Origin of the sequence: Novosphingobium sp., from assembly GCF_041905565.1 — a bacterium.
Lineage (GTDB): Bacteria > Pseudomonadota > Alphaproteobacteria > Sphingomonadales > Sphingomonadaceae > Novosphingobium.
Genome location: NZ_JAYRKX010000007.1, coordinates 79,409 through 102,319 on the forward strand (window position 1 = coordinate 79,409; position 22,911 = coordinate 102,319).

At 68.0% G+C, this 22,911-nt stretch carries 22 protein-coding genes and 1 tRNA gene; 13 read left to right on the forward strand and 10 right to left on the reverse strand.

Annotation, left to right across the window (positions count from 1 at the left end; translation table 11 throughout):
* Positions 1 to 3 precede the first annotated feature (3 nt).
* From ACE3N9_RS07690 to ACE3N9_RS07715, 6 genes are all read right to left on the reverse strand, one after another.
* Complete coding sequence (locus tag ACE3N9_RS07690; protein WP_374282510.1) at positions 4 to 1,680, reverse strand: ABC transporter ATP-binding protein; 1,677 nt, start codon at positions 1,678 to 1,680, stop codon at positions 4 to 6.
* Positions 1,677 to 3,386, reverse strand: coding sequence for an asparagine synthase-related protein (locus ACE3N9_RS07695; RefSeq protein WP_374282512.1), 1,710 nt, complete (start codon positions 3,384 to 3,386; stop codon positions 1,677 to 1,679). Before ACE3N9_RS07695 ends, ACE3N9_RS07690 begins: the two co-directional genes overlap by 4 nt.
* A gap of 267 nt (positions 3,387 to 3,653) precedes the next feature.
* Complete coding sequence (locus ACE3N9_RS07700) at positions 3,654 to 3,803, reverse strand: hypothetical protein (RefSeq protein ID WP_374282514.1); 150 nt, start codon at positions 3,801 to 3,803, stop codon at positions 3,654 to 3,656.
* Between the two features lie 129 nt (positions 3,804 to 3,932).
* On the reverse strand, positions 3,933 to 4,406 hold the full coding sequence (locus ACE3N9_RS07705) for a lasso peptide biosynthesis B2 protein (protein WP_374282516.1): 474 nt from the start codon (positions 4,404 to 4,406) through the stop codon (positions 3,933 to 3,935).
* On the reverse strand, positions 4,351 to 4,620 hold the full coding sequence (locus tag ACE3N9_RS07710; protein WP_374282517.1) for a PqqD family protein: 270 nt from the start codon (positions 4,618 to 4,620) through the stop codon (positions 4,351 to 4,353). Before ACE3N9_RS07710 ends, ACE3N9_RS07705 begins: the two co-directional genes overlap by 56 nt.
* Positions 4,617 to 5,525 carry a hypothetical protein gene (locus tag ACE3N9_RS07715; RefSeq protein ID WP_374282519.1) on the reverse strand — a complete coding sequence of 303 codons (909 nt, stop codon included), beginning with the start codon at positions 5,523 to 5,525 and terminating at the stop codon, positions 4,617 to 4,619. Before ACE3N9_RS07715 ends, ACE3N9_RS07710 begins: the two co-directional genes overlap by 4 nt.
* 174 nt (positions 5,526 to 5,699) lie before the next feature.
* Between ACE3N9_RS07715 and rpe the strand changes: the two genes are divergently transcribed.
* From rpe to ACE3N9_RS07755, 8 genes are all read left to right on the forward strand, one after another.
* On the forward strand, positions 5,700 to 6,362 hold the full coding sequence (gene rpe, locus ACE3N9_RS07720; RefSeq protein WP_374282521.1) for a ribulose-phosphate 3-epimerase: 663 nt from the start codon (positions 5,700 to 5,702) through the stop codon (positions 6,360 to 6,362).
* Positions 6,363 to 6,425: 63 nt separating this feature from the next.
* On the forward strand, positions 6,426 to 8,258 hold the full coding sequence (locus ACE3N9_RS07725) for a heparinase II/III family protein (RefSeq protein WP_374282657.1): 1,833 nt from the start codon (positions 6,426 to 6,428) through the stop codon (positions 8,256 to 8,258).
* Positions 8,259 to 8,355: 97 nt separating this feature from the next.
* Positions 8,356 to 9,945 carry a bifunctional phosphoribosylaminoimidazolecarboxamide formyltransferase/IMP cyclohydrolase gene (gene purH, locus ACE3N9_RS07730; protein WP_374282523.1) on the forward strand — a complete coding sequence of 530 codons (1,590 nt, stop codon included), beginning with the start codon at positions 8,356 to 8,358 and terminating at the stop codon, positions 9,943 to 9,945.
* 146 nt (positions 9,946 to 10,091) lie between these two features.
* The gene (locus ACE3N9_RS07735) at positions 10,092 to 10,256 is read left to right on the forward strand and encodes a hypothetical protein (protein WP_374282525.1); all 165 of its coding nucleotides are present in this window, start codon (positions 10,092 to 10,094) and stop codon (positions 10,254 to 10,256) included.
* A complete protein-coding gene (gene msrA / locus ACE3N9_RS07740) occupies positions 10,253 to 10,933 on the forward strand; it encodes a peptide-methionine (S)-S-oxide reductase MsrA (RefSeq protein ID WP_374282527.1) in 681 nt (226 codons plus the stop codon). Before ACE3N9_RS07735 ends, msrA begins: the two co-directional genes overlap by 4 nt.
* Positions 10,934 to 10,968: 35 nt before the next feature.
* Entirely contained in the window at positions 10,969 to 11,439 is a 471-nt protein-coding gene (locus ACE3N9_RS07745) for a Fur family transcriptional regulator (RefSeq protein ID WP_374282529.1), read from the forward strand.
* A gap of 35 nt (positions 11,440 to 11,474) precedes the next feature.
* Positions 11,475 to 13,397: a 1-deoxy-D-xylulose-5-phosphate synthase gene (dxs, locus tag ACE3N9_RS07750; protein ID WP_374282531.1), complete on the forward strand. Its 1,923-nt coding sequence runs from the start codon at positions 11,475 to 11,477 to the stop codon at positions 13,395 to 13,397.
* A gap of 5 nt (positions 13,398 to 13,402) precedes the next feature.
* The gene (locus tag ACE3N9_RS07755; RefSeq protein WP_374282533.1) at positions 13,403 to 14,230 is read left to right on the forward strand and encodes an alpha/beta hydrolase; all 828 of its coding nucleotides are present in this window, start codon (positions 13,403 to 13,405) and stop codon (positions 14,228 to 14,230) included.
* Here the strand turns inward: ACE3N9_RS07755 and ACE3N9_RS07760 are convergent.
* The 4 genes from ACE3N9_RS07760 to ACE3N9_RS07775 all read right to left on the reverse strand — a co-directional run bounded on the left by ACE3N9_RS07760 (position 14,191) and on the right by ACE3N9_RS07775 (position 19,274).
* A complete protein-coding gene (locus ACE3N9_RS07760; RefSeq protein ID WP_374282535.1) occupies positions 14,191 to 14,880 on the reverse strand; it encodes an NnrU family protein in 690 nt (229 codons plus the stop codon). The two genes, ACE3N9_RS07755 and ACE3N9_RS07760, sit on opposite strands and share 40 nt — an antisense overlap.
* Before the next feature lie 82 nt (positions 14,881 to 14,962).
* A complete protein-coding gene (locus ACE3N9_RS07765; protein ID WP_374282537.1) occupies positions 14,963 to 16,291 on the reverse strand; it encodes an amidohydrolase family protein in 1,329 nt (442 codons plus the stop codon).
* A complete protein-coding gene (locus ACE3N9_RS07770) occupies positions 16,288 to 17,703 on the reverse strand; it encodes an amidohydrolase (RefSeq protein ID WP_374282539.1) in 1,416 nt (471 codons plus the stop codon). The genes ACE3N9_RS07765 and ACE3N9_RS07770 overlap by 4 nt, the downstream gene beginning before the upstream one ends.
* Positions 17,704 to 17,705: 2 nt before the next feature.
* The gene (locus ACE3N9_RS07775) at positions 17,706 to 19,274 is read right to left on the reverse strand and encodes a peptide MFS transporter (RefSeq protein ID WP_374282541.1); all 1,569 of its coding nucleotides are present in this window, start codon (positions 19,272 to 19,274) and stop codon (positions 17,706 to 17,708) included.
* 198 nt (positions 19,275 to 19,472) lie between these two features.
* Here ACE3N9_RS07775 and ACE3N9_RS07780 point away from each other — a divergent pair, with 198 nt between their 5' ends.
* The 5 genes from ACE3N9_RS07780 to ACE3N9_RS07800 all read left to right on the forward strand — a co-directional run bounded on the left by ACE3N9_RS07780 (position 19,473) and on the right by ACE3N9_RS07800 (position 22,911).
* Entirely contained in the window at positions 19,473 to 19,808 is a 336-nt protein-coding gene (locus tag ACE3N9_RS07780) for a GntR family transcriptional regulator (RefSeq protein WP_374282543.1), read from the forward strand.
* A gap of 167 nt (positions 19,809 to 19,975) precedes the next feature.
* Positions 19,976 to 20,257: an integration host factor subunit beta gene (locus ACE3N9_RS07785; RefSeq protein ID WP_374282545.1), complete on the forward strand. Its 282-nt coding sequence runs from the start codon at positions 19,976 to 19,978 to the stop codon at positions 20,255 to 20,257.
* 119 nt (positions 20,258 to 20,376) lie between these two features.
* Positions 20,377 to 20,461 (forward strand) — tRNA-Leu (locus ACE3N9_RS07790).
* Between the two features lie 116 nt (positions 20,462 to 20,577).
* Positions 20,578 to 21,255 carry a PilZ domain-containing protein gene (locus ACE3N9_RS07795; RefSeq protein WP_374282547.1) on the forward strand — a complete coding sequence of 226 codons (678 nt, stop codon included), beginning with the start codon at positions 20,578 to 20,580 and terminating at the stop codon, positions 21,253 to 21,255.
* A gap of 48 nt (positions 21,256 to 21,303) precedes the next feature.
* Positions 21,304 to 22,911, forward strand: coding sequence for an NAD(P)/FAD-dependent oxidoreductase (locus tag ACE3N9_RS07800; RefSeq protein ID WP_374282549.1), 1,608 nt, complete (start codon positions 21,304 to 21,306; stop codon positions 22,909 to 22,911).

Consider the following 22,911-nt stretch of genomic DNA (forward strand, 5'->3'; position numbering starts at 1 on the left):
CAGCTAGGCGCTGGCAATCTTCCCACCGTCCAGCCGGATCCGCCGGTCCGCCAAAGCCGCCAGGCGGCCGTGGTGGCCAATCATCAGGATCGTGAGGCGGCCCTTCAACCGCCCGATTGCCTCGGCCACCAGCGCTTCGTTGGCGGCGTCGAGCGCGCTGGTCGCCTCGTCCAGGATCAGCAGCGCCGGATCGCGCAGCAGCGCGCGGGCCAGCATCAGGCGCTGGCGCTCGCCGCCCGACAGCCGCCGCCCGCCATCGCCCAGCATGGTGTCGAGGCCCTGCGGCAGGTCCAGCGCAAACCGCGCTGCGGCATCGCCCAGTGCGCGCTCCAGCCGCGCATCGTCGGCATCGGGTGCGGCCCAGCGCAGGTTTTCGCGCAGCGAGGCGTTGAGCAGCACGGGATCCTGCTGGACATAGGCCACGCAGCCCCGCCAGGCGCGGCGCAGCGGCCCGTCCAGCACTGCGCCGTCGATCTGCACCGTGCCGTGGTCGGGGGCGATCAGCCCGCCCAGCAAGTCGGCGAGCGTGCTCTTGCCCGAACCCGACGGCCCTTCGAGCGCCACCATCTCGCCCGCGGCGATGCGCAGGCTGACCTGGTCCAGCGCCGGAGCCGCCTGGCCAGTGAATTGCACCCTGACCTGGTCCAGCGCGATCGCCTCTGCCAGGTCCGGCGCTTCCACGCCGGTGGCATCGGGCTCGGGCGAGGCTTCGGCCGTGGTGATCAGCTGGGTCACTGCGTCAATCGCGGGGCGGCCGTTGGCCAGGGCCAGCAAGGATTGCTGCAGCGCTTCCAGCAACGGCACGCTGCGGGCAAACAGCGCGACCATCGGCAGCAGCGTGGCCGCCGCCATGTGCCAGCGCGTGACCGACAACCAGACCAGTGCGGCCAGTACCGCCGCGCCGCCGATCTGGAGCAGCGCGCGGCTGCGGCCCAGGTCGCGCTGATAGGCCAGCTGCGTGGCTTCCAGCGCGGCGAATTCATCGGTCAGACCGCGCACCGCGCTGGCCTCGCTGCCCAGGCTCTTGATCACGCGCAGCGCCCGCATGCCTTCGTCCAGCCGGGAGAAGACCCGGCCATAGGTTACGGCCGCGGTCCGGCCCCTGCGCGATGCGCGCTGCCGGGTGCCGCGCCAGGCCGCCAGCACCAGTGCGCCGGCGATCAACCCGGTCAGGGCCAGCGGCCAGGAAATCGCCAGCGCCGCCAGGGCCACGCCGCCCAGCGTGACCACGTTGGCCAGCGCGCCCAGCACTTGGTTGACGACGTAGCCGGCCTGGTTGACCTGGCTGATCACCACGTTGGCGGCATTGGCCCGGCGCAGCCCCATCGCCACGCGCCAGTCGCAATGCAGCAGCGCGTACCAGGCCCGCCCGCGCAGGCGGTTGATCAGCTTCATTTCCAGCCGCGCGCCTTCCAGCTGGCGGAAATAGGTGATGAGCGAGCGTAGCACGACCAGCGCCAGGAACAGCGCCAAGACCGGTTCAAGCCGCAGCGGCAGGCCCAGCGCCTGCAGCCAGGCGCCAAACCGCCCGCCCTCACCCTGGTCGAGCAGGGCCAGCAGCGGCACCAGCAGCACGATCCCGACGCTTTCGGTCAGGGCGACACCCAGCATCAGCAGGCCCACGCGCAGCGCGGCCCAGCCATCCTGCGCGGGTTCGAACAGGCGGACGCGCTGGCTCAAGCCGCGTTCCGTCCGGTCACGAAATCAACATAGCGGCGAGTGGCCATGGCGGCATGCAAGGCAAAGCGCAGGCGGCCGATTGTCGGCATGTCGGTGGGCGCGATTTCGGGCAGGTGATCAAGATCGTGCAGCATGCGCTCCGTATCGATCAGGCTGCCAAGCTGGGGGTGATCGGCAATCCGCTGCACTTCGGCGCGCAATTGCGGCAGCTGGCGGCGGATGCGGGCATGCCAGTCAGGCACATGATCGCCGTGGCGCACTTCGGTGCGCTGCGCTTCAGGCAGCCGTCCCACGGCCATGCGCCGCGCCAGCAGGCGGCGCTCGCCCTTGGCGACGAACTGCTCGTCGGGCATGCCCAGGCACAGCTCGATCAGCGGACGATAGCCATAGGCATCGCGTCCCCGCACCCCGAAGATCTGCTGGACGCCCAGGGGCATTTCCCCGCCGATCGCCATCGACTGGTAGAGGCCTTCGATGAACCGTTCACGCGAATGGAAATAGTCGATATCGGTGTCCGACCCGGTCAGGTTGCTATCCAGCCGCTTTGCGGCAAGCGAGCCGCTGGCCAAGAGATAGGGATTGGCCAGTTGCTCTACCCGCTGATGCGCGGGTTTGGCGCGGCGGATCGTCTCGCGCCAGCTTCGGGGCAAATTGGGCATCAGCCCGGTGGCCAGGAAGCGGCGCCACATTGGGCGGGGGTCGGCCAGCCGGGTTCGAGCCAGCCGCCAGACCTCGCCCCAGCGCAATTGCCGGAACAGCGTGGCTGGGGCCCAGGGCGCCTCGCCGCTGACGGTCATGTTGCCGAGCGCCCCCCAGAACACCCAGTCGCACCCGGCATCGCGCGAGGCGCGCGCAATGCCAAGGTGGACGAAGCCGATTCCGACCGAGGGGAATTCGATATCCGCGGCCAGCATCCGCTCGTTGGCGAAGCTGTCGGGCGCCAGGTCGGCATTGTCGAAGAACGTCGCGTCGATCTCTGGCCGGTCGGCCAGGAAGCGTTCGACGTAGGGGCGATCATTACCGAACAGTTGGGGGGCGGTGCGACCGTCCCATTCGGGGACGGGCACGAAGGTGAAGCTGCGCAGGCGCTGGTCGGCCGGGAGTTGACGCAGCAGCGAATCGCAGACCAGTGCGGAATCGAGCCCGCCCGACAGCGTGACACCCGGATTGCGCGACAAGGCCAGGCATTTGCCGACCGCCTCGTCCAGCATGGCCCGCGCGGCTTCGACATAGTCGTCGTCGCGGGCGAACCGCACTTGCGGCAGGGCGGCCGGGTCATAGAACCGCTGCACATTGCGCCGATCGCGGTCGAACAGGACCACCGTGCCCCCGGCGACCTGCTCCATTCCGACAAAATGAGTTTCCTCGCCCTGAAACTCTTCGAAGCACAGCATCCGTTCGATCACGTCGGTGCGCAATTGCTTGGGCAGGCCAGCGGCGAACAGTGGGCGGGGGATTGATGCGGCCATCAGGCCGTGCGGGCCGACATGGAACATCAACGGCAAGCCGCACCATGGGCTGCGGGCCATCCGCACCCTGCCGTCGGGGAGGGTGCAGAGACTTGCATACTCGCCAACGATCCGGCTGTCGGCGCGGTCGCCCCAGCGCTCGACCGCGGCGGCATAGACCTGTTCGGGGCCGCATGGCCCCAGCGACAGGGCGGCCTGAAGCTCGGCTAGATTGTCGATTACCCCAGCCAGCAGCACCGCAGTTCCGGCGGGCGATCGCGTTACGCGCCAGCCGCGGCGGACAGGCGCACGAGGGGTTGGCAACTCGGCGAAGAAATCCTCGCCCGAACGGCAGCTATCGGCGGCATGCCCGGCAAACAGCCCAAGCGAGGTTGCGGCTCGATCCGGCGCAAGCCAATCGTTGTCGCCCCAAGTCCGCGCAAAAAAGAACATCAGCCAGCCAGTTTAGCCCCGCGCCCGGAGGCGCAGGGCCATGTGCGGGGAAAACCCGCCCATCCGGTCAAATCAGGAGAGGCCGATTCCGGTCGCGGTGCCGCTGCACTGACCACCGTTATTGGTGGTCTGGCACGGGCCGGGCTGCGTGCCGGCGACATCGGTGATCTGGCCCAGGCGCGCCAGGGTGGGCTTGTTCCAGGTCTTGGTCTGCTTGGTCACAACACTACTCCTAAATTCTCGACAGAAGGTGCCGCGACCACACCCCGTATGTTCATTGCTCCGCGTTTTTACCGATTCTAGAAAGTTTTGCAACTGTGAAGCGCGCCGGCGGAATCCTCGCGGCCGCGCTCAGCCTTGCAGGCGATGGATAACGGCCCATTCACCTGGCAGGTCGCCGATCACCCGGAGCGGGCCGACATCGATCCAGGCGTGGAGATCGTCGGAGCCGGTCCGCGCGGCCTGCGGGCGGGCGGCGATGCTCAGCGCATAGCCGATCCCGCGTTGGCGCAGCATGCCTGCCAGCGCGATGGCGCGCGGCAGGCACAACCATTCGTCCCCCATGCGCCAGGCGGCGCGATCGACGTGGCGGGCCAACGCCCAGGCCTCGGCCTGCGCGTGCGTATGCGCGTCAGGCGGGGGCGCATCGCGCGGCAGCGGCGTGCCCAGTCGGGCGCGCCAGGCGGCGAAGGGGCGATGGCGGACCAGCCGACGCGCGTGCCACAGGCGCACCATCGCCTCGGCCGTGCGCAGCCGGGCGCGCCAGGGGTCAGTCAGCCGCGACAAACCCGGCAGCGGTAGCGGCGGCGAGGAATTCATCGACATCGCCCCGGATTGCGTCCTCGCTCACGCTGTAGTCCTGGGCCAGGCGATCAAGCAGCGCGGTCCGGTCACGTTCACCGTCGATCAGGTTCCAGATTGCCAGCGCCGAATCCTTGATCGAGAAGAAATCGCCGTTGGTCAGGCACATCAGCACGATTTCGTCGTCGATTTCAGTCTCGGCGAAGTTTTCCGGGCATTTGCGCAAGGACTGGGTCATCGGGACGGCTCTCGGTCTGGAGAAACGGGCGGCTTGCCCTTGACATGCCGCTCGGCAAGCGCCGCGTCCATCGCAAAGCGTACCGGATCGCGCGGGCGGACAAATCGCGAAATGGTCAGGCCGCGCGCCAGGGCGGCGAGCTGGGCAAACCGCGCGGCCCGATCGGCCCGCGACGCGGCAAGGAACAGATCGGTGGTATAGTGATCGTCCTGCAACCGCAGCAGCTTTTCCGCACCGCGCAGCGGCTCGATCCGTGCCGGTTCGCCCACCTCCAGGAAGGTCAGGCTGGCCAGCGGCAGCACGTCCTTGATGCTGCCCCCGGCCGGTTCGGCGTAGAATTTCTCGAACCGCCGGGCGATCTGACCGGTCGCGCTCGCCCCGGTCAGCTCCAGCGCATCGGGCCACAGTTTCAGCCGCTTGTGCCCGGGCAGGCACACCGGCGCTTCGGGCCGGGTCAGGTCAAGCAGCAGCGTATCGTCGCAGAACAGCGGCAGGCCGTGGCGGGTGAGCTGCGCGGTCAGGGTTGATTTGCCCGCACCCGATGGCCCGGTGAAGGCATGGACGTGCCCCTGCCAGGCCACGGCCGAGGCATGGATCGGATAGAGCCCGTTGATGCAGGCGATCGCGGCATAGACGCTGCCGTTGCGGATCAGGCTGTCCTCGTCCGGGTCCCAGCCGGCCGGGCGCTCGGCCGTGACGCCGTGGCCCTTGACGTAGTGATAGCCCAGCCCGGTGGCAGCGCGGAACACGAAGCTTTCGCCGTCGCCGGACATGCACCAGCCATCCAGCGGCACTTCGAGGCCGTCAAGCTCGTGCGGGACGGGGCCTTCGCGCAGCGCGGTTTCGCGGGCCAGCATGGCCAGGGCGGGGTGGGGGGCAGGGTGGGAGGCAGCAGGATCGGCCATCAGACAGGGCAATGCCCGCATGCTTGGCGCAGGTCAATTGCGCGGCAGGACGATTGCTGTGTGCGCCAGGCTGATTGGGCAAGTTCAAGATGTTGTGTGGAAAACCAGCGCTCTGCGCCTTGTTGCCCCCGGATGCGGCGGTTAAGCGCCGGTCAAGGGAGCATTTTTCGCGTCATGGCCGCACCGCTGATCTCGCCCTCCATCCTTTCCGCCGATTTCGCCCGGCTGGGCGAAGAAGTGCGCGCGATCGACGCGGCCGGGGCGGACTGGATCCATGTCGACGTGATGGACGGGCATTTCGTCCCCAACCTCACGATCGGGCCGATGGTGGTCAAGGCGCTGCGCCCCCACACCGCCAAGACGTTTGACGTCCACCTGATGATCAGCCCGGTCGATCCCTACCTTCAGGCTTTTGCCGATGCCGGGGCGGACATCATCACCTTCCACCCCGAAGCCGGCCCCCACGCGCATCGCACGGTCCAGGCGATCAAGGCGCTGGGCAAGCAGGCGGGCGTCTCGCTCAACCCCGGCACCCCGGCCAAGATGCTCGACTACCTTTACGAGGAAATCGACCTTGTCCTGGTGATGAGCGTCAATCCCGGCTTTGGCGGGCAAAGCTTCATTTCCAGCCAGCTGCGCAAGATCGAGGCGATCCGCAAGTCGATCGACAAGACCGGGCGCGACATCCGGCTTGAAGTGGACGGCGGGGTCGATCCCGCCATCGCGCGGCTCTGCGTCGATGCCGGGGCCGATGTGCTGGTGGCCGGCACGGCCGCGTTCCGCGGCGGGCCGGAGTGCTACGCGGCCAACATCGCCGCGCTGAAAGGGGTGGGTTGACCAGTGGTCGATGCGCTGGTCTCGCCTCGGTCGGACACGGCTCAGGCCGGCGACGGGACGGACATGGCGCTGCCGCTGTCCACCGCCTGCGAGGAGGGCCTGGTGACCGATAGCGCCGCGCCGCACCACGAAGACGGGGCCATGCCGTCCGGCGGCGAACTGATCGAACCGGGCCGCGCCCTGGCCCTGGCCGATTTCACCCCGCCCGCGATCAGCGCCGGGGAACGCCTGCTGCGCTTTGCCTATCGTCTGGGGATTCCGGGATCGACCCTGTCCGGGCCGTTCCGCAAGCCGGGCAAGCCGCGCATCCTGGCCACGGTGCAGAACCCGCTGGCGGGATCGCGCGTTGCCGGCACCGCGCTGCGCGCCGGGCATTTCCTGGTCCACGGGGTCAAGGCGCCGATCGCCCAGGTCGATTTCGCCGGCGTGGCGCGGATGGCGCCGCCGCTGGAACGCGCGGTCCATTCCTTTGCCTGGCTGGCCGACCTTGAAGCCAGCGCCGCGCGCGAACAGGCCGCGCCCGTGGCCGAACGCGTGCTCGCCACCTGGCTGGCCGCCAATCCCAAGCCGCCGGGCAAGCCGGGCAAGGGCCCGGCCTGGTCGCTGGCCAATGCCGGCACGCGCGAGCTCAACTGGCTGGTCCATGCCCCGCTGATCCTGTCCGGCCCGGACAAGGCGCACCGGGCCAAGGTGCTCGCCGCGCTCGAGGAAACGGCCCGCTGGCTCGACAAGAACGTGTCGCGCGCCGAAGACCTGCTGGCCGAAGTGGCCGGGTGGTGCGGGATCGTTGCCGCCGGGCTGCTGCTGCCCGATGGCAAGGCGCGCCGCCTGTTCGGCGAAGCCGGGCTGATCAAGGCGCTGGGCGAGCTGGTGGGCGATGATGGCGGCGTGCTGTCGCGCAGTCCGCTCGGCCAGATCGAGGCGATTGCCCTGATCGTCAGGCTGCGCGCCTGCTATCACGCGCTGCGGCAGGATCCGCCGGCCGCGCTCGAAGCGATCCTCGCCATGCTGGTCCCGCCGCTGCTGGCGCTGACCCACGGCGATGGCTCGCTGGGCAGCTGGCAGGGCGCCTGGGCGATCGACGGTGACGAGATCGCCGCGCTGATCGAGGCAAGCGGCGTGCGCACCCGTCCGCTGCGCGACGTGCGCCAGTGGGGCTATCAGCGCGTCGTGGCCAAGCAGTCGATCCTCCAGTTCGATGCCGCCCCGCCGCCGCTGGCCAAGCACGCGCGGACCGGCTGCGCATCCACGCTGGCGTTCGAATTCAGCCACGGCGGGCACCGCCTGGTGGTCAATTGCGGCGGATCGGGCTGCGCCGGCGGGCTGATGCCGGTGCGGCTGGAACAGGGCCTGCGCGCCACTGCCGCCCATTCCACCCTGGTGCTCGACGATGCGAACTCCACCGCCGTGCTGATCAACGGCGCGATCGGCACCGGCGTGTCCGAAGTGGAAGTGGACCGCCGCACGCTGACCGGCGACAAGGGCCAGGGCGCGGCGACCCGGCTGGAAGCCAGCCACAACGGCTATGAAGCGCGCTATGGCCTGACCCATCGCCGCATCCTGATCCTGCGCGACGACGGCACCGAGCTGCGCGGCGAGGATCTGCTGGTCCCCGGCGGCAAGAAGGGCAAGAACGGCAAGGTCGGCTTCGCGATCCGCTTTCACCTCGGCCCGAATATCGAGGTGCGCCTGTCGGACGACGGGCAGGGCGCGGGCCTGGCGCTGCCCGACGGCAGCCTGTGGCAGTTCCGTTCGGGCGGCGGGCAGATCACGCTGGAAGAAAGCCTCTGGGCCGATGGCCAGGGCCGTCCGCAGCCGGTCCAGCAACTGGTGCTGCAGGGGCTGGTCTCGCGCGGGGGCGGAAACTTCGCCTGGCTGCTCAAGAAAATGGGCTGACAAGCGGGGGAAACCGGCCCGTTTCCGGCTGGCAAGCCGGGTTTGAAAGCCTATGGGACGCAGCAGCGAATCACTGCCGCAATCCGGGAACCCTGCCATGACCGACGTTACGATCCGCCGCGCGCTGCTGTCCGTGTCCGACAAGACCGGCCTTGCCGAACTGGGCCAGGCGCTAGCCTCACGCGGGGTGGAACTGGTCTCGACCGGCGGCACGGCCAAGGCGCTGCGCGATGCCGGCCTGACGGTGAAGGACATTTCGGAGCTGACCGGCTTTCCCGAAATGATGGACGGCCGGGTCAAGACGCTGCACCCCAAGGTCCACGGCGGCCTGCTGGCGGTGCGCGACAATCCCGAACACGCCGCCGCGATGGCCGAACACGAAATCGGCGCGATCGACCTTGTGGTGGTCAACCTCTACCCGTTCGAAGCGACCGTGGCCAAGGGCGCCGAGCGTGACGAGGTGATCGAGAACATCGACATCGGCGGCCCTTCGATGGTCCGTTCGGCGGCCAAGAACCACGCCTATGTCACCATCGTCACCGATCCGGCCGACTATGCCGGACTGCTGGCCGAACTGGCGGCGAAGGACGGGGCGACCGGCTATGACTTCCGCCGCCTGATGGCCGCGCGCGCCTATGCGGCGACCGCCGCCTATGACAGCATGATCAGCCAGTGGTTCGCTTATTCCGACCAGCAGCAGCTGTTCCCCGAAATGCTGGCGATTACCGCCGCCCGCAAGGAAGAGCTGCGTTACGGCGAAAACCCGCACCAGCGCGCCGCGCTCTATATCCCCAAGGGCCCGCACGGCCAGGGGATTGCCCAGGCGCGCCAGCTGCAGGGCAAGGAACTGTCCTACAACAATTACAACGACGCCGACGCCGCGCTCGAACTGGTCGCCGAATTCAAGGGTCAGGATCCGGCGGTGGTGATCGTCAAGCACGCCAACCCGTGCGGCGTGGCCCAGGGCAAGAGCCTGCTCGACGCCTGGACCGGGGCGCTGCAGTGCGATGACGTTTCGGCCTTTGGCGGGATCGTCGCGGTCAACGTGCCGTTGGACGGGCCGACCGCCGAAGCGATCTGCGAAATCTTCACCGAAGTGGTGGTCGCTCCCGCAGCGGACGAAGCCGCGATTGCCGCCTTCGCACGCAAGAAGAACCTGCGCCTGCTGCTGACCGGCGACCTGCCCGATCCGCGCCGCGGCGGCCTTAACGTCAAGCCGATCACCGGCGGCCTGCTGGTCCAGACCCGCGACAACGGCGCGATCACGCTGGACGATCTCAAGGTCGTGACCAAGCGCCAGCCGACCGAGCAGGAACTGAAGGACTGCCTGTTCGCCTGGACCGTGGCGCGCCACGTGAAGTCGAACGCGATCGTCTATGCCAAGGACGGGATCACCGCCGGGATCGGCGCGGGCCAGATGAACCGCCGCGATTCCAGCCGGATCGCCGCGATGAAGGCAGCCGAAGCGGCGGAAAAGTTCGGCTGGGCGCACAGCCGCGCGGTTGGCAGCGCGGTGGCCAGCGACGCCTTCTTCCCCTTCGCCGATGGCCTGCTGGCTGCGGCCGAAGCCGGGGCGACCGCGGTGATCCAGCCGGGCGGCTCGATCCGCGACGAGGACGTGATCAAGGCCGCCGACGAAGCCGGCCTGGCCATGGTCTTCACCGGGATGCGCCACTTCCGCCACTGATCCGGCGCCAGCGGCAACCGTTCGTCGCAAGGCTCGCGCGATTCGTCGTGGCCTTGCGCAGAACGCCCATTTATTCACTCGACGGTAAGCCCGAATTGGTGAGGAGGGCGCCCAGTCGAAACACCTAATCCACGAGTCGCACCGCAATGGGCCTGTTCAAAGCCGACCTCTATCGTTCCTTCGGCATCGGTTTCGCGCTGGGCGCGCTGGTGCTGACCGGGGTGATGGTGGCGGATGGCCGCGCCAGCTTTGGCAACCCGGTGATCCCCGCGGCGCAGGCGGCTCCCGCCCTGCCCGACCAGACGCGTTGAAGCGCCGCACCAGTTTTCTGATCGCGGGCCTGCTGGTCCTTTCCGCCTGCCAGGAACCGGCCGCCGCCGCCGGTGAGCGCACCGTGCTGGCCCCCGCCGCCGCGCGCCAGGCGCAGGAACCCAAGGGGCTGAAACAGGCAGTGTTCGCCGGGGGCTGCTACTGGGGCGTCGAAGGCGTGTTCAGCCACGTGCTGGGCGTGACCAGCGTGGTGACTGGCTTTCACGGCGGCAGCGCCCGCACGGCGGATTATGACCGTGTCTCGCGCGGGGATACCGGCCATGCCGAGGTGGTCCGCATCACCTATGACCCGCAGGTCGTGCGCTATGACCAGCTCTTGCGGATCTTCTTTTCGGTGGTGGCCGATCCGACCACGCTCAACCGCCAGGGCCCGGATGAAGGGACGCAGTACCGCTCGGCGCTGGTGCCCCTGAACGCAGAGCAGCAGCAGGTGGCGCAGGCCTATCTCGCGCAACTGGGCGGGGCGCGGATCTGGAAGGCAGCGATCGTCACCCGGATCGAGGGCTACAAGGGCTTTTACCCCGGCCCCGAATACCACCAGGACTTCATGGCGAAGAATCCGCGCCACCCCTACATCCTCGCCTGGGATGTGGCCAAGGTGGAAGCCTTGCGCCGCCGCTTCCCCGGCTTCTGGAAAGCGGCCTTCACGCGCGGCTGATTGCCCCGGGGGCCGCGCGCGCCTATATCCCTCCAATGGCCAGCCAAGCACACCACCATCACGAACATTCGGGCGAAAGCCTGGTCGATGCCGCGCGCCGCGCGCTGGTCGAGGCGGGCGAGCAGTGGACCGACATGCGCGCCGAAGTGTTCGGCGCGCTGGCCGCCCAGCCGCGCCCGGCCTCGGCCTATGACATTGCCGAGCATGTCTCGAAGGAACGGGGCAAGCGGGTTGCGGCCAATTCGGTCTACCGCATCCTTGACCTGTTCGTGGCCAGCAACCTGGCGCGCCGGGTGGAAAGCGCCAATGCCTATGTCGCCAATCCGCACCCGGGCTGCCGGCATGACTGCATCTTCCTGATCTGCGATTCGTGCGGCCGCGCCACCCATATCGACGATGACCGGTTGACCGGCGCGCTGGTCGATGCCGCACGGCGCGCCGGCTTTGCCGATATCCGCCCGGTGGTGGAACTGCGCGGCCTGTGCGCCAGCTGTTCTGACAGCTGATCGACACCAACAATTCAAGGGTGTAAGGCCCCCAGATGACTGCCACTCCGGCGACGCCGCTGCTCGACACTGTCGATACTCCTCAGGACCTGCGCAAGCTTGCGCCCGGCCAGCTGCGCCAGCTGGCGGACGAGCTGCGCGCCGAAATGATCAGTGCTGTCGGGACCACCGGCGGGCACCTGGGTTCGGGGCTGGGTGTGGTCGAATTGACCGTGGCGCTGCACTATGTGTTCAACACGCCCGAGGACCGGCTGGTCTGGGACGTCGGCCACCAGGCCTATCCGCACAAGATTCTGACCGGGCGGCGCAGCCGTATCCGCACCCTGCGCCAGGGTGGCGGCCTGTCGGGCTTCACCAAGCGCAGCGAGAGCGAGTACGATCCGTTCGGAACCGCGCACAGCTCTACCTCGATTTCCGCCGCTTTGGGTTTTGCCGTGGCCAACCAGATGAGCGGCCAGCCCGGCAAGGGCATCGCCGTGATCGGCGACGGCGCGATGAGCGCCGGCATGGCCTATGAGGCGATGAACAACGCCAAGCCGGCCGGCAACCGGCTGGTGGTGATCCTGAACGACAACGACATGTCGATCGCGCCGCCGGTGGGCGGGCTGTCGGCCTATCTGGCGCGGCTGGTTTCCTCGCGCCCGTTCCTGGGCCTGCGCGACATTGCCCGCCGCCTGTCGCGCAAGCTGCCCGAACCGCTGCACCGCGCCGCCAAGAAGACCGACGAGTTCGCGCGCGGCATGGCGATGGGCGGCACCCTGTTCGAGGAACTGGGCTTCTATTACGTCGGCCCGATCGACGGCCACAATATCGACCAGCTGGTTCCGATCCTGGAAAACGTGCGCGATGCGGCGGAAGGCCCGTGCCTGATCCATGTCGTCACGCAAAAGGGCAATGGCTATGCCCCGGCCGAGGCGGCGGCGGACAAGTATCACGGCGTCCAGAAGTTCGACGTGATCACCGGCCAGCAGGTCAAGCCGGCGGCGGGTGCCCCGGCCTACCAGAACGTCTTCGGCGAAACCCTGGCCAAGCTGGCGAATGACGATCCGCGCATCTGCGCGATCACCGCCGCCATGCCCAGCGGCACCGGAGTGGACAAGTTTGCCCAGGCGCACCCTGACCGCAGCTTCGACGTCGGCATTGCCGAACAGCACGCCGTGACCTTTGCCGCCGGCCTTGCCGCGCAGGGGATGCGCCCGTTCTGCGCGATCTATTCGACCTTCCTGCAGCGCGCGTATGACCAGGTGGTCCACGACGTCGCGATCCAGAACCTGCCGGTCCGCTTCGCGATCGACCGCGCCGGGCTGGTCGGCGCGGACGGCGCGACCCACGCCGGCAGCTTCGACATCACCTATCTGGCGAGCCTGCCCAACCTGGTGGTCATGGCCGCGGCGGACGAAGCGGAACTGGTCCACATGACCTATACCGCCGCCTGCCACGACAGCGGCCCGATTGCCTTCCGCTATCCGCGCGGCAACGGCACGGGCGTTGCCCTGCCGGACGTTCCCCAGCAGCTGGAAATCGGCAAGGGCCGGGTGGTGCGCCACGGCAGCAAGGTCGCGATCCTCTCGCTTGGCACGCGCCTGGCCGAAGCGATGAAGGCGGCCGACCAGCTCGACGCCCGGGGCCTGTCCACCACGGTCGCCGACCTGCGCTTTGCCAAGCCGCTCGACACCGATCTGATCCGCCAGCTGATGGCCACGCATGAAGTGGTGGTGACGGTGGAGGAAGGCTCCATCGGCGGGCTGGGCGCCCACGTGCTGACCATGGCGAGCGACGAAGGGCTGACCGACGCGGGGCTGAAAATCCGCACCCTGCGCCTGCCCGACCTGTTCCAGGACCATGACAGCCCGGACAAGCAATACGAAGCCGCCGGCCTCAACGCCGCCGGGATCGTCGATTGCGTGCTGAAAGCGCTGCGCCACAACAGTGCCGGGGTGGAAGAGGCGCGGGCCTGACCGGCGTGGCGCTGCGGCGCCTGGTGCTGGGCGCGCTGCTGGCGGCGGCCTTTACCTATGTCTTTGCGGTGGGCGCGCTTTATGCCGCGCAGCGCAGCCTGATATTTCCCGCGCCGCAAGGGCGGCAGGACGTTCCCGCCGGGTTCGAGGAAGTGACCTTGCGCAGCGCCGACGGGCTGGAACTGGCCGCCGCCTGGCATCCCGGCCAGCCGGGCCGCGCGGTGGTGGTGTTCTTTCATGGCAATGGCGATGGCTGGGCCGGTGGCGCCCGCGCGACCGAGTTGGCGCGCGCTGCCGGATACGCCGTGCTGCTGCCCGAATACCGGGGCTATGGCCGCAATCCGGGCGAGCCGGAAGAGATGGGGCTCTATGCTGATGGCCGCGCCGCGCTCGATTGGCTGGCGGCGCAGGGGACACCGCGCGAGCAGGTGGCGCTGGTCGGCAATTCGCTGGGTTCGGGCGTGGCGACGCAGCTCGCCAGTGAAGGCCGGGCGGGCGCGCTGGTGCTGGTCTCGCCCTTTGCCAGCCTGCCGGATGTGGTGGCGGCGCGGCTGCCCTGGCTACCGGCGCACTGGCTGGTCAGGGACCGGTTCGACAATGCCGCCAAGCTGGGCCGGGTGACCGCGCCGATCCTGATCATGCAGGGCGCCGCCGATGCGGTGGTGCCGCCCGCGCAGGCCGAACGGTTGGCGAGCAGTAACCCGGCGGCCCGGCTCGACATGGTGCCGGGCGGCGATCATGCGATGGTCTGGACCGCGCCGGTGCAGCGTGCGTGGCTGGGCTGGCTTGCGCGTCAGGCCACCAGCCAGCGCCAGACCCCCGCAGGGACATAGGCCAGCGGGATGTGCCCCCAGGTTGCGGCGAGCCACAGCACCAGCCCCGCGCCAAGCGGGATCGGGCCGGACTGGCGTAGGCGTTCGAAGCGCGGCCAGTAGCTGGTCACCGCTTCCCAGCGCTGCCAATCGGCGCCCATCAGCGCTTCCTTCTTGCGGTCCTGAAGGTGCGCGCCGACCAGCGCAAGGAAGCCGAGCGCGCCGGCCAGCACCAGCACGCGCGGGGTGGAGGCGACAATCGCGTGGGCCACGGCCCACAGCGCGAAGGACCACATCATCGGGTGGCGGGTCACGTGGAACACGCCGTGCGGGCCCTTTGCCGCCAGCGCGCGCGCGCGCGGATCGGGCAGGGCAGGGTTGCCCTGGAACGAGCCGACCAGCAGCACCGAGGCGATCAGCGTCAGCAGGCTGGCAAAGCCCCAGTGCCCGTTGCCGGTGCCGTCCCACAGCGGCGCGGCGGCGGCCGGCACGGCGCGGAACGCGGCTACCATCCAGCCGAAGCTGGCCAGCGCGACCAGCGAATAGATCAGCTGGAACCCGCGCGCGCCGAACACATTGTGCAGCCCGGTGCGCAAGGGGTGCGACAGCACGAAATGGCTGCCAACGAAGGTAACCGACGCGGCGACGAGCGAGACCAGGGCGTCATCCATCTGCGCACTCCCTATGTTTACAACGTCAACATAGCTAGCACGCCGCTACGGATTGGCAAGGATCAATCGTGCCGCGCCGTGCTCACCATTCGTAGGCCTTGGGCAGGCTGCCCTCGGTCGGAACCTTGTAGCGATCGCGCAGGCGGGTTTCGTGGTTGGCCAGCGGCTGTTCCACCCCGTCGATGAACACGCGCAGCACGCCGGAACTTGCTTCCAGCGGATCGCCGTCCCAGATCACCACGTCGCCCGCGCGGCCGGGCTTCAGGCTGCCGAAGCGGTCGCCCTGGCCCAGCACTTCGGCCGGGACCGAAGTGATCGCGGCCAATGCCCGGCCCCAGTCCAGCCCGCTCGCCCCCGGCAGCCTGGTCAGCGCCACCAGGTTGCCGGCATATTGCGGGGCATAGCGCGGCTGATCGAAGAAGGCGCCCAGCGCCACCTTGACTCCGGCAGCAGCCATCCGCCCGACGTTGGACTGGGTCGCGCCGATCTGCTCGAACCGGTCGGGCAGGTCGTTGAGCGGGGTGGCGAAGACCGGCACGCCGGCCGCGGCCAGTTCCTTTGCCACCATCCAGCCTTCGGTCACGCCGACCAGCACCAGCTTCAGCGCCGGAAATTCGCGCTTGAGGTTCAGCGCCATGCGGATGTCGGCAGCGCGCTCGACATGGGCGTAGAGCGGCTGGCGGCCCTGGACCACCGGCACCAGCGCGGCGGCGTCAAACCGGTTGAGCAGCGCATCGCCGGGTCGTTCCGGCGCGCCGTCCTGCAGGCGCGGATCGGCGCCCTGGCCGCCGCCGCGCCGGGCGAGCTCGCGCGCTTCGGCCAGCGCGTTGCGCAGGGCGGCCTGCACCGCCACGCGCCCGCCTCCGGCCTTGCGCGAACCCTGTTCGCCCAGTTCGACATACTGAAAGGCGCGCGCCGCGGTTACCGCATCGCTATCGGCACCGAGATCGATCACCGCGCCCTGCCCGGCAAAGATCGTGCCGGTGTCGAGCGGGGCCACGGCGGCGCGGGTTACCCCGCCGGCGCGGCTGATCTGGATCGGCATGTCATCCGGGTTGATCGCGGCGGCAATGTCCAGCGCGGCGCTGAATGCGCTCTTGCCGGCTTCGGTATCGTTGCTGTCGTCCACGGCCTCGACATCGCGCAGGCCAAGGTCGGTCACGGCGACGACCAGTCCGGGGGTGACCCATTTGCCCTGGGCGTCGATCACGCGGACCCCGGCGGGCACGGCCACGCCGGCTCCGGCGGCGACCACCTTGCCGCCGCGCACCACGACGGTGCCATTGGCAATCGGCGCGCTGCCATCGCCGATCGCGACGGTGGCATTGGTGACGGCAAAGTCCTGGGCCAGCGCGGGCGCGGTGGCGGCACTGGCCAGCAGCGCCGCGGCAATCAGGCGGCGGGCGATCATTTCACGTCTCCTTCACCGCTTTGTCCCAGCTCGAAATCGCTGACCGGGCGGCGCTTCGGATCGGCCGCGTCAAACAGCAGTGCGCCGTCGATCCAGACCTTTTCCGGGCGGGCATAGGTTGACAGCGGGTTGGCGTTCCACAGCACCACATCGGCCATCTTGCCTGGTTCGAGGCTGCCGGTCTGCTTGTCGACGCCGATCGCCCGGGCGGGGTTCAGCGTCAGCCAGCGGATCACTTCGGCATCGGGAATGGCGATCCCGGCGCGGCGGGCATCGCCCTGCGCCTTGGCCGCTTCCTGGTTGAGGCGCTGGATGCCGTTGGCATCGTCCGAATGGATCACCACGCAGGCCCCGGCCTTGTAGAGGATGCCGGCGTTTTCGGGGATCGCATCAAGCGATTCCATCTTGAAGCCCCACCAGTCGGCCCAGACCGCGCTGCACACGTCGTTCTGCTTGAGCAGATCGCCGATCTTGTAGGCTTCGACCGCGTGGTGGAAGGCGGTGACCTTGTAGCCGAACTCCTTCGCCATATCGAGCACCAGCGCCATTTCATCGGCGCGGTAGCAGTGGTTCTGGATCAGGATTTCGCCGTCCAGCACCCCGGCCAGCGTTTCCATCGCCAGGTCGCGGGTTTCCAGTTTGCCGGCATCGCGCTTGCGGCGGTATTCCTGCGCCTTGATCCAGGTCGCGCGGTTGACGGCGAAGTTGCCCATGCGGGTGCTGGGCATCCGGCCCTTGCCGCCATAGACGCGCTTGGGGTTTTCGCCGCAGGCCATTTTCAGGCCGTAAGGCGCGCCGGGGAACTTCATCCCCTGCACGGTGCGGGCATAGACGTTCTTGAGCACGGCCGAGCGCCCGCCCATCAGGTTGGCGCTGCCCGGCAGGACCTGCAGACTGGTCACCCCGCCATTGGCCAGCGCGCGCGAAAAGCCCGGATCGTGCGGCCAGACCGAATGTTCCGCCCAGACTTCCGCCGTGGTCGGCGCGGTCGCCTCGTTGCCATCCGAATGGGCCTGCACCCCGGGGCTGGGATAGACGCCCAGGTGCGAATGCGCATCGATGATCCCGGGGGTGACGAACTTGCCCGTGCCATCGATCCGCACGGCATCGGCGGGCACGGCCAGATCGGCCAGGCTGCCGCCCAGGCCGGCAACCTTGCCATCCCGCAGCAGCACCGCGCCGCCGTCAATCCGCCCGCCCTTGCCATCGAACACGGTCGCCCCGGTGATCAGCACCGGCTGGCCCGGATAGGGCCGGTAGGTGGATGGATAGGGGTTCTTGTTGAACTTGACGGCGGGATTGTCGGCCCTGGCCTCGGACGCCTTCTTGTCCTTGGCCAGGCCCGTTCCGGCGCTGTTCAGTGCCAGGGCCAGGGCGGCCGCCGCCACCAGTTGTTTCGCGATTCTGGTCATGGTCAGGCGTCCCGTTCGCGCGCAGCGTCTTCAAGCGTGTCGAGGTGCATCCAGCTCTTGACGATCCGCGAGAGCAGCAGGACCGCCACGGCTGCCCCAATCGAGATCCAGCCGAACAGCGCATAGATCTCGAGCAGCTTTTCCTTGCTCATCTCGCCGCCGTGCCCGCCCGTTGCTTCGCCGATCTTGCCCGCAACGAAATTGCCGACCGCGGTCATGTAGAACCACGCACCCATGATCAGCGAGGCCAGATAGCTGGGGGCAAGCCGGTTCATCGCCGACAGGCCGACCGGGGACAGGCACAGCTCGCCCGTGGTCGCCAGCAGGTAATAGAGGAACACGAACAGCACCGGGGTCATCGCCGCGATGCCATAAGCTTCCGCGCCCCAGACCAAGACCAGATTGGCGAGCCCCATCTGCGCCAGGGCCAGGCCGAACTTGGCCGGTGCCGAAGGTTCCTTGCCGCGCCGCCCAAGCCACTGCCACAGACCGGCGAACAGCGGGGCGAACAGAATGATGTAGATCGGATTGATCGACTGGAACAACGAGGCCGGGGCATTGCCGCGATCGACATAGCGATCGGTGAACAGGCTCATCGAGCCGCCAGCCTGCTCGAACAGGCCCCAGAACAGCGGGTTGAGGCTGATCAGGAACAGCACCGCAAACATCCGCTCGCGCGGTTCCTTGGGCAGCTTGAAGGTTTCGAACAGGACGTAGCCAAGCAGCGCGACGCCCGAAATGGCGAGCAGCGACTGGATCACCGCCTGGTACTGGACCAGCCCCCAGATCACCGCGACCGCGGCAATGCCGATGCCATACAGCGTGAACTCGCGCGATCTGGACAGCGGGGCGGGAACCTCGCCCGCGCCGCGCAGCGCGCTCTTGCCCAGGACGAAGACCACCAGACCGGCCATCATGCCGATGCCGGCCAGGCCAAAGCCGTATCCCCAGCCCAGCGTTTCGCCCAGATAGCCAACCAGGATCGTGCCGATCGCCGCGCCCACGTTGATGCCCATGTAGAACACCGTATAGGCCCCGTCACGGCGCACATCGGTCAACTTGTAGAGCTGCCCGACCATCACCGAGATATTGGCCTTGAGGAAGCCCGATCCGACGATGATGAATGCCAGCGCCGCCCAGAACACGTTGATGGCCGGGTCGCTCTGGCCGCCGTTGCCTTCAACCGCCATCAGCGTGTGGCCGATGGCCAGCAGCAGGCCGCCGAACAGCACCGCCTTGCGCTGGCCCAGATAACGGTCGGCCAGGTAGCCGCCCAGCACCGGGGTGATGTAGACCAGGCTGGTGTAGGCGCCATAGATCAGGTTGGCGTTGCCGTCGCTGAACAGCCAGTGCTTGGTCAGATAGAAGATCAGCAGGGCGCGCATGCCATAGTAGGAGAATCGCTCCCACATTTCCGCAAAGAACAGCATGTACAGGCCCTTGGGGTGGCCGGCGAACTCCGGCTCCTTCTGGACCGCGATCTTCCCCCCGATTGCCAGGAACACGATCAGGACGGCGACCGCGATTGCCGCGATCCAGTCGCCCTCGTTCCACAGCGCCATGTCTTTCATGCGAGCTCCCCGAAAAGCTGAACGTGACGCAACCCTCTGGCGGTGCGTCCGAATGCGGCGGGAGATTAGCGGGGTTTGCGCGGCATGGAAGCAGAATGTTGCGCAAAGTTGAAACAGGGTTGTTCATGGGTCCTGGCCATAGATGAGCGATTGCTCATTCTGCTTGTCTGCCGCGCTGTATTATGGCAGTGATGCACCATGTCGAATGCCAGCAAACCCGTCTATCTCAAGCTGCGTGACCTGATCGCCGCAGCGATCATCGATGGCACTTATCCCGAAGGGGCGATGCTGCCGTCGGTGCGCGCTTTCGCGGCCGATCAGGGCGCCAATCCGCTGACCGTGGCCAAGGCCTACCAGCAGTTCCAGCTTGATGGCCTGGTCGAAGTGCAGCGCGGGGTGGGCATGTTCGTGGCGCGCGGCGCGGCCGACCGCCTGCGCCGGAGCGAGCGCGAGGCGTTCCTGGCGGTCGAATGGCCCGCCATCCGCGCGCGAATCGATCGGCTGGGAATTGCGCCGGCGGACCTGCTTGCCTAAGGTTAATACGTAATTACCGCAGTTTGCATTCGGGCGTTGCGTCGGGGCGCAATATTTGGCAAAGCTAATGCTGTGCAGTGCAGCTTGTACCGGGTCGAAAGGTGTGCCGCGCTCATTTCCTGAACGGGGGTTCGAACCGTAACAGCGGTTCGTGGAAAGGCGTGATAATGATTCGATCCGAGTTGCTGCAGGCGCTTGCCCGGGACAATCCCGGTATGCGTGCCGAAGAAATCGAAAAGGTGGTGGCGGTCTTCTTTGACGAGATCGCGAACCGGCTGGCCAAGGGCGGCCGCGTGGAACTGCGCGGGTTCGGGGCGTTCAGCACCCGCACGCGCGAGGCGCGCACCGGCCGCAACCCGCGCACCGGCGAAAGCGTATCGGTGCCCGGCAAGGCCGTGCCCTATTTCAAGCCCGGCAAGGAAATGCGCGCCCGCCTCAACGCGGATTGAGCGTGCCTGCCGCCTGACCGGCCGATTGCTGGGGGGTAATCGGCGGGCCGGGCAGGGCCGTATCGTGCAAGAGTTGCAATGCCGCCGCCGCCAGTCCAATGGACTGCGCAGCAGCGCGCGCGGGCGTGGCGGAATGGTAGACGCCGGGGACTTAAAATCCCCTGGGCCTTGCTCGTGCGGGTTCGAGTCCCGCCGCCCGCACCACGCCCCGCCAAGGCGTTCCTCCGCACTTGTCCCTAGACCCCGCTTAGCCGGGGTTTAGCCACGATCCCTTAGCCAGCACTGGGCCGGTTCCGCGACGATCCGGCCTGGAGACTGGCATGACGCGCAAGGCACCACCGGCAGACCCAGCGCCCGCGGCAGACGATGCCGCGGTGCGGGATGCGGCCGACCAGCGCGCCGCCCAGCGCTACACCCTGCTGTTGCGCGCGGGCAAGCTGGTGTCCGATGCGGGCGAATACCTGTGCATCCTGCGCGATGCGTCCAGCACCGGGATCAAGGCCCGGCTGTTCCACGAATTGCCCGCTGCGCCGCGCTTCGAACTCGAACTGGGCAATGGCGATCGCTACGCGGTTGAACCGGTGTGGCAGAGCGAAGGCCATGCGGGCTTCCGCTTTGCCGAAGGGCCGGTCGACGTTCACGAATTGATGGACGAAGGCACGCCCTTTCCCAAGCGGTCGATCCGGCTGCGACTGGTCTTGCCGGTTATGGTTACCGATGACGCGGGCCTCAGCCGCGCCGGACAGTTGCAGGACCTGTCGCAGCAGGGCGCGCTGCTGGTGATGGAACCGGGGCTGGCGCTGGGCCAGCAGGTGCGGATCGCGGCCCCCGGCCTGCCCGAGCGCCACGCCCGCGTGCGCTGGCGCCGCCGCACGGCGCACGGGCTGGTGTTCCAGGAAGCCTTCCGGCTGGATGAACTGGCCGTGCTGGCCCACCGCCTGCAGACCGGCGCGGTCCGCGTGCCCGCCGGACAAACGCCCAGTCGTGTTAACCAGTGATTAGGCATTTTCCTTCACTTCTGGCCGCGACCAACAAGTGGGGGCAGAATGTCCGTATCAGCTTATCCCGGTGCCGCGAATCCCGTCCAGCCGCGTGAACGCCAGGTCGATGTCGCGATCATCGGCGCCGGCCCCGCCGGCCTGACCGCCGGCTACCTGCTGACCAAGGCCGGGCTCAGCGTTGCGATCATCGAACGCGACCAGACCTATGTCGGCGGGATCAGCCGCACGGTGGAACACGAAGGCTACCGCTTCGACATCGGCGGGCACCGCTTCTTCTCGAAAAGCAAGCAGGTGGTCGACCTGTGGAACGAGATCCTGCCCGACGACTTCATCAGCCGCCCGCGGATGAGCCGGATCTATTACGAGGGCAAGTTCTACTCCTACCCGCTGCGCGCGTTCGAAGCGCTGTGGAACCTGGGGATCGTGCGCAGCACGCTGTGCATGGCGAGCTTTGCCAAGGCCAAGGCGCTGCCCAAAAAGCAGGTCAAGAGCTTCGAGGACTGGACCGTCAACCAGTTCGGCCACAAGCTCTACTCGATCTTCTTCAAGACCTATACCGAGAAGGTCTGGGGCATGCCCTGCGACGAAATGAGCGCCGACTGGGCTGCGCAGCGGATCAAGGGGCTGTCGCTGTGGGGCGCGGTGGTCGACGGGCTGAAGCGCAGCCTGGGCCTGAACAAGCGGCCCAACAACGGGATGCAGGCCAAGACCCTGCTGGAAGAATTCCGCTATCCGCGGCTTGGCCCCGGCATGATGTGGGACGCCGCGCGCGACAAGATTGTCGCCACTGGCAAGGGCGAAGTGCTGATGGGCCACGCGCTCAAGCAGCTCGCCAGCGATGGCCATCGTGGCTGGCGCCTGACCGCCAGCCACGATGGCGGTGAAACGGTGATCCGCGCCGCCCACGCGATCAGTTCCGCGCCGATGCGCGAGCTGGCCGCGCGGCTTCATCCGCTGCCCGCCACCAGCATCGCCGCCAAGCAGCTGCGCTACCGCGACTTCCTGACCGTCGCGCTCAAGATCCGCAGCGATGACCTGTTCCCGGACAACTGGATCTATATCCATGATTCCAAGGTCAAGGTCGGCCGCATCCAGAACTTCCGTTCGTGGTCGCCCGAAATGGTGCCCGATGAAAGCGTTGCCTGCGTCGGCCTTGAATACTTCTGCTTCGAAGGCGACGGGCTGTGGTCGATGGCCGACGAGGACCTGGTCGAACTGGCCACGCGCGAGCTGGCGCTGCTTGGCCTGGTGTCGGCCGAACAGGTGATCGGCGGCGCGGTGGTGCGCCAGGAAAAGGCCTATCCCGTCTATGACGAGGACTATGCCGCCCATGTCGATGCCATGCGCCGCGAACTGGAAGGCCGGTATCCGACGCTGCACATGGTCGGGCGCAACGGGATGCACCGCTACAACAACCAGGACCACGCGATGATGACCGCGATGCTGACGGTGGAGAACATCCTCCAGGGCGAGCGGGTCTATGACGTGTGGTGCGTCAACGAGGACGCCGAATACCACGAGGCCGGCAACGAAGGCGCCGAAGCCGCACTGCCCGCCGCGCGCCGCGCTGTGAGCGAGGACCAGGCCGCCGCGCTCGAATCGGTGCGCGAAGTGCCCGAACGGATTGCCGCCCCCCGGCGCGACGCGGCCTGA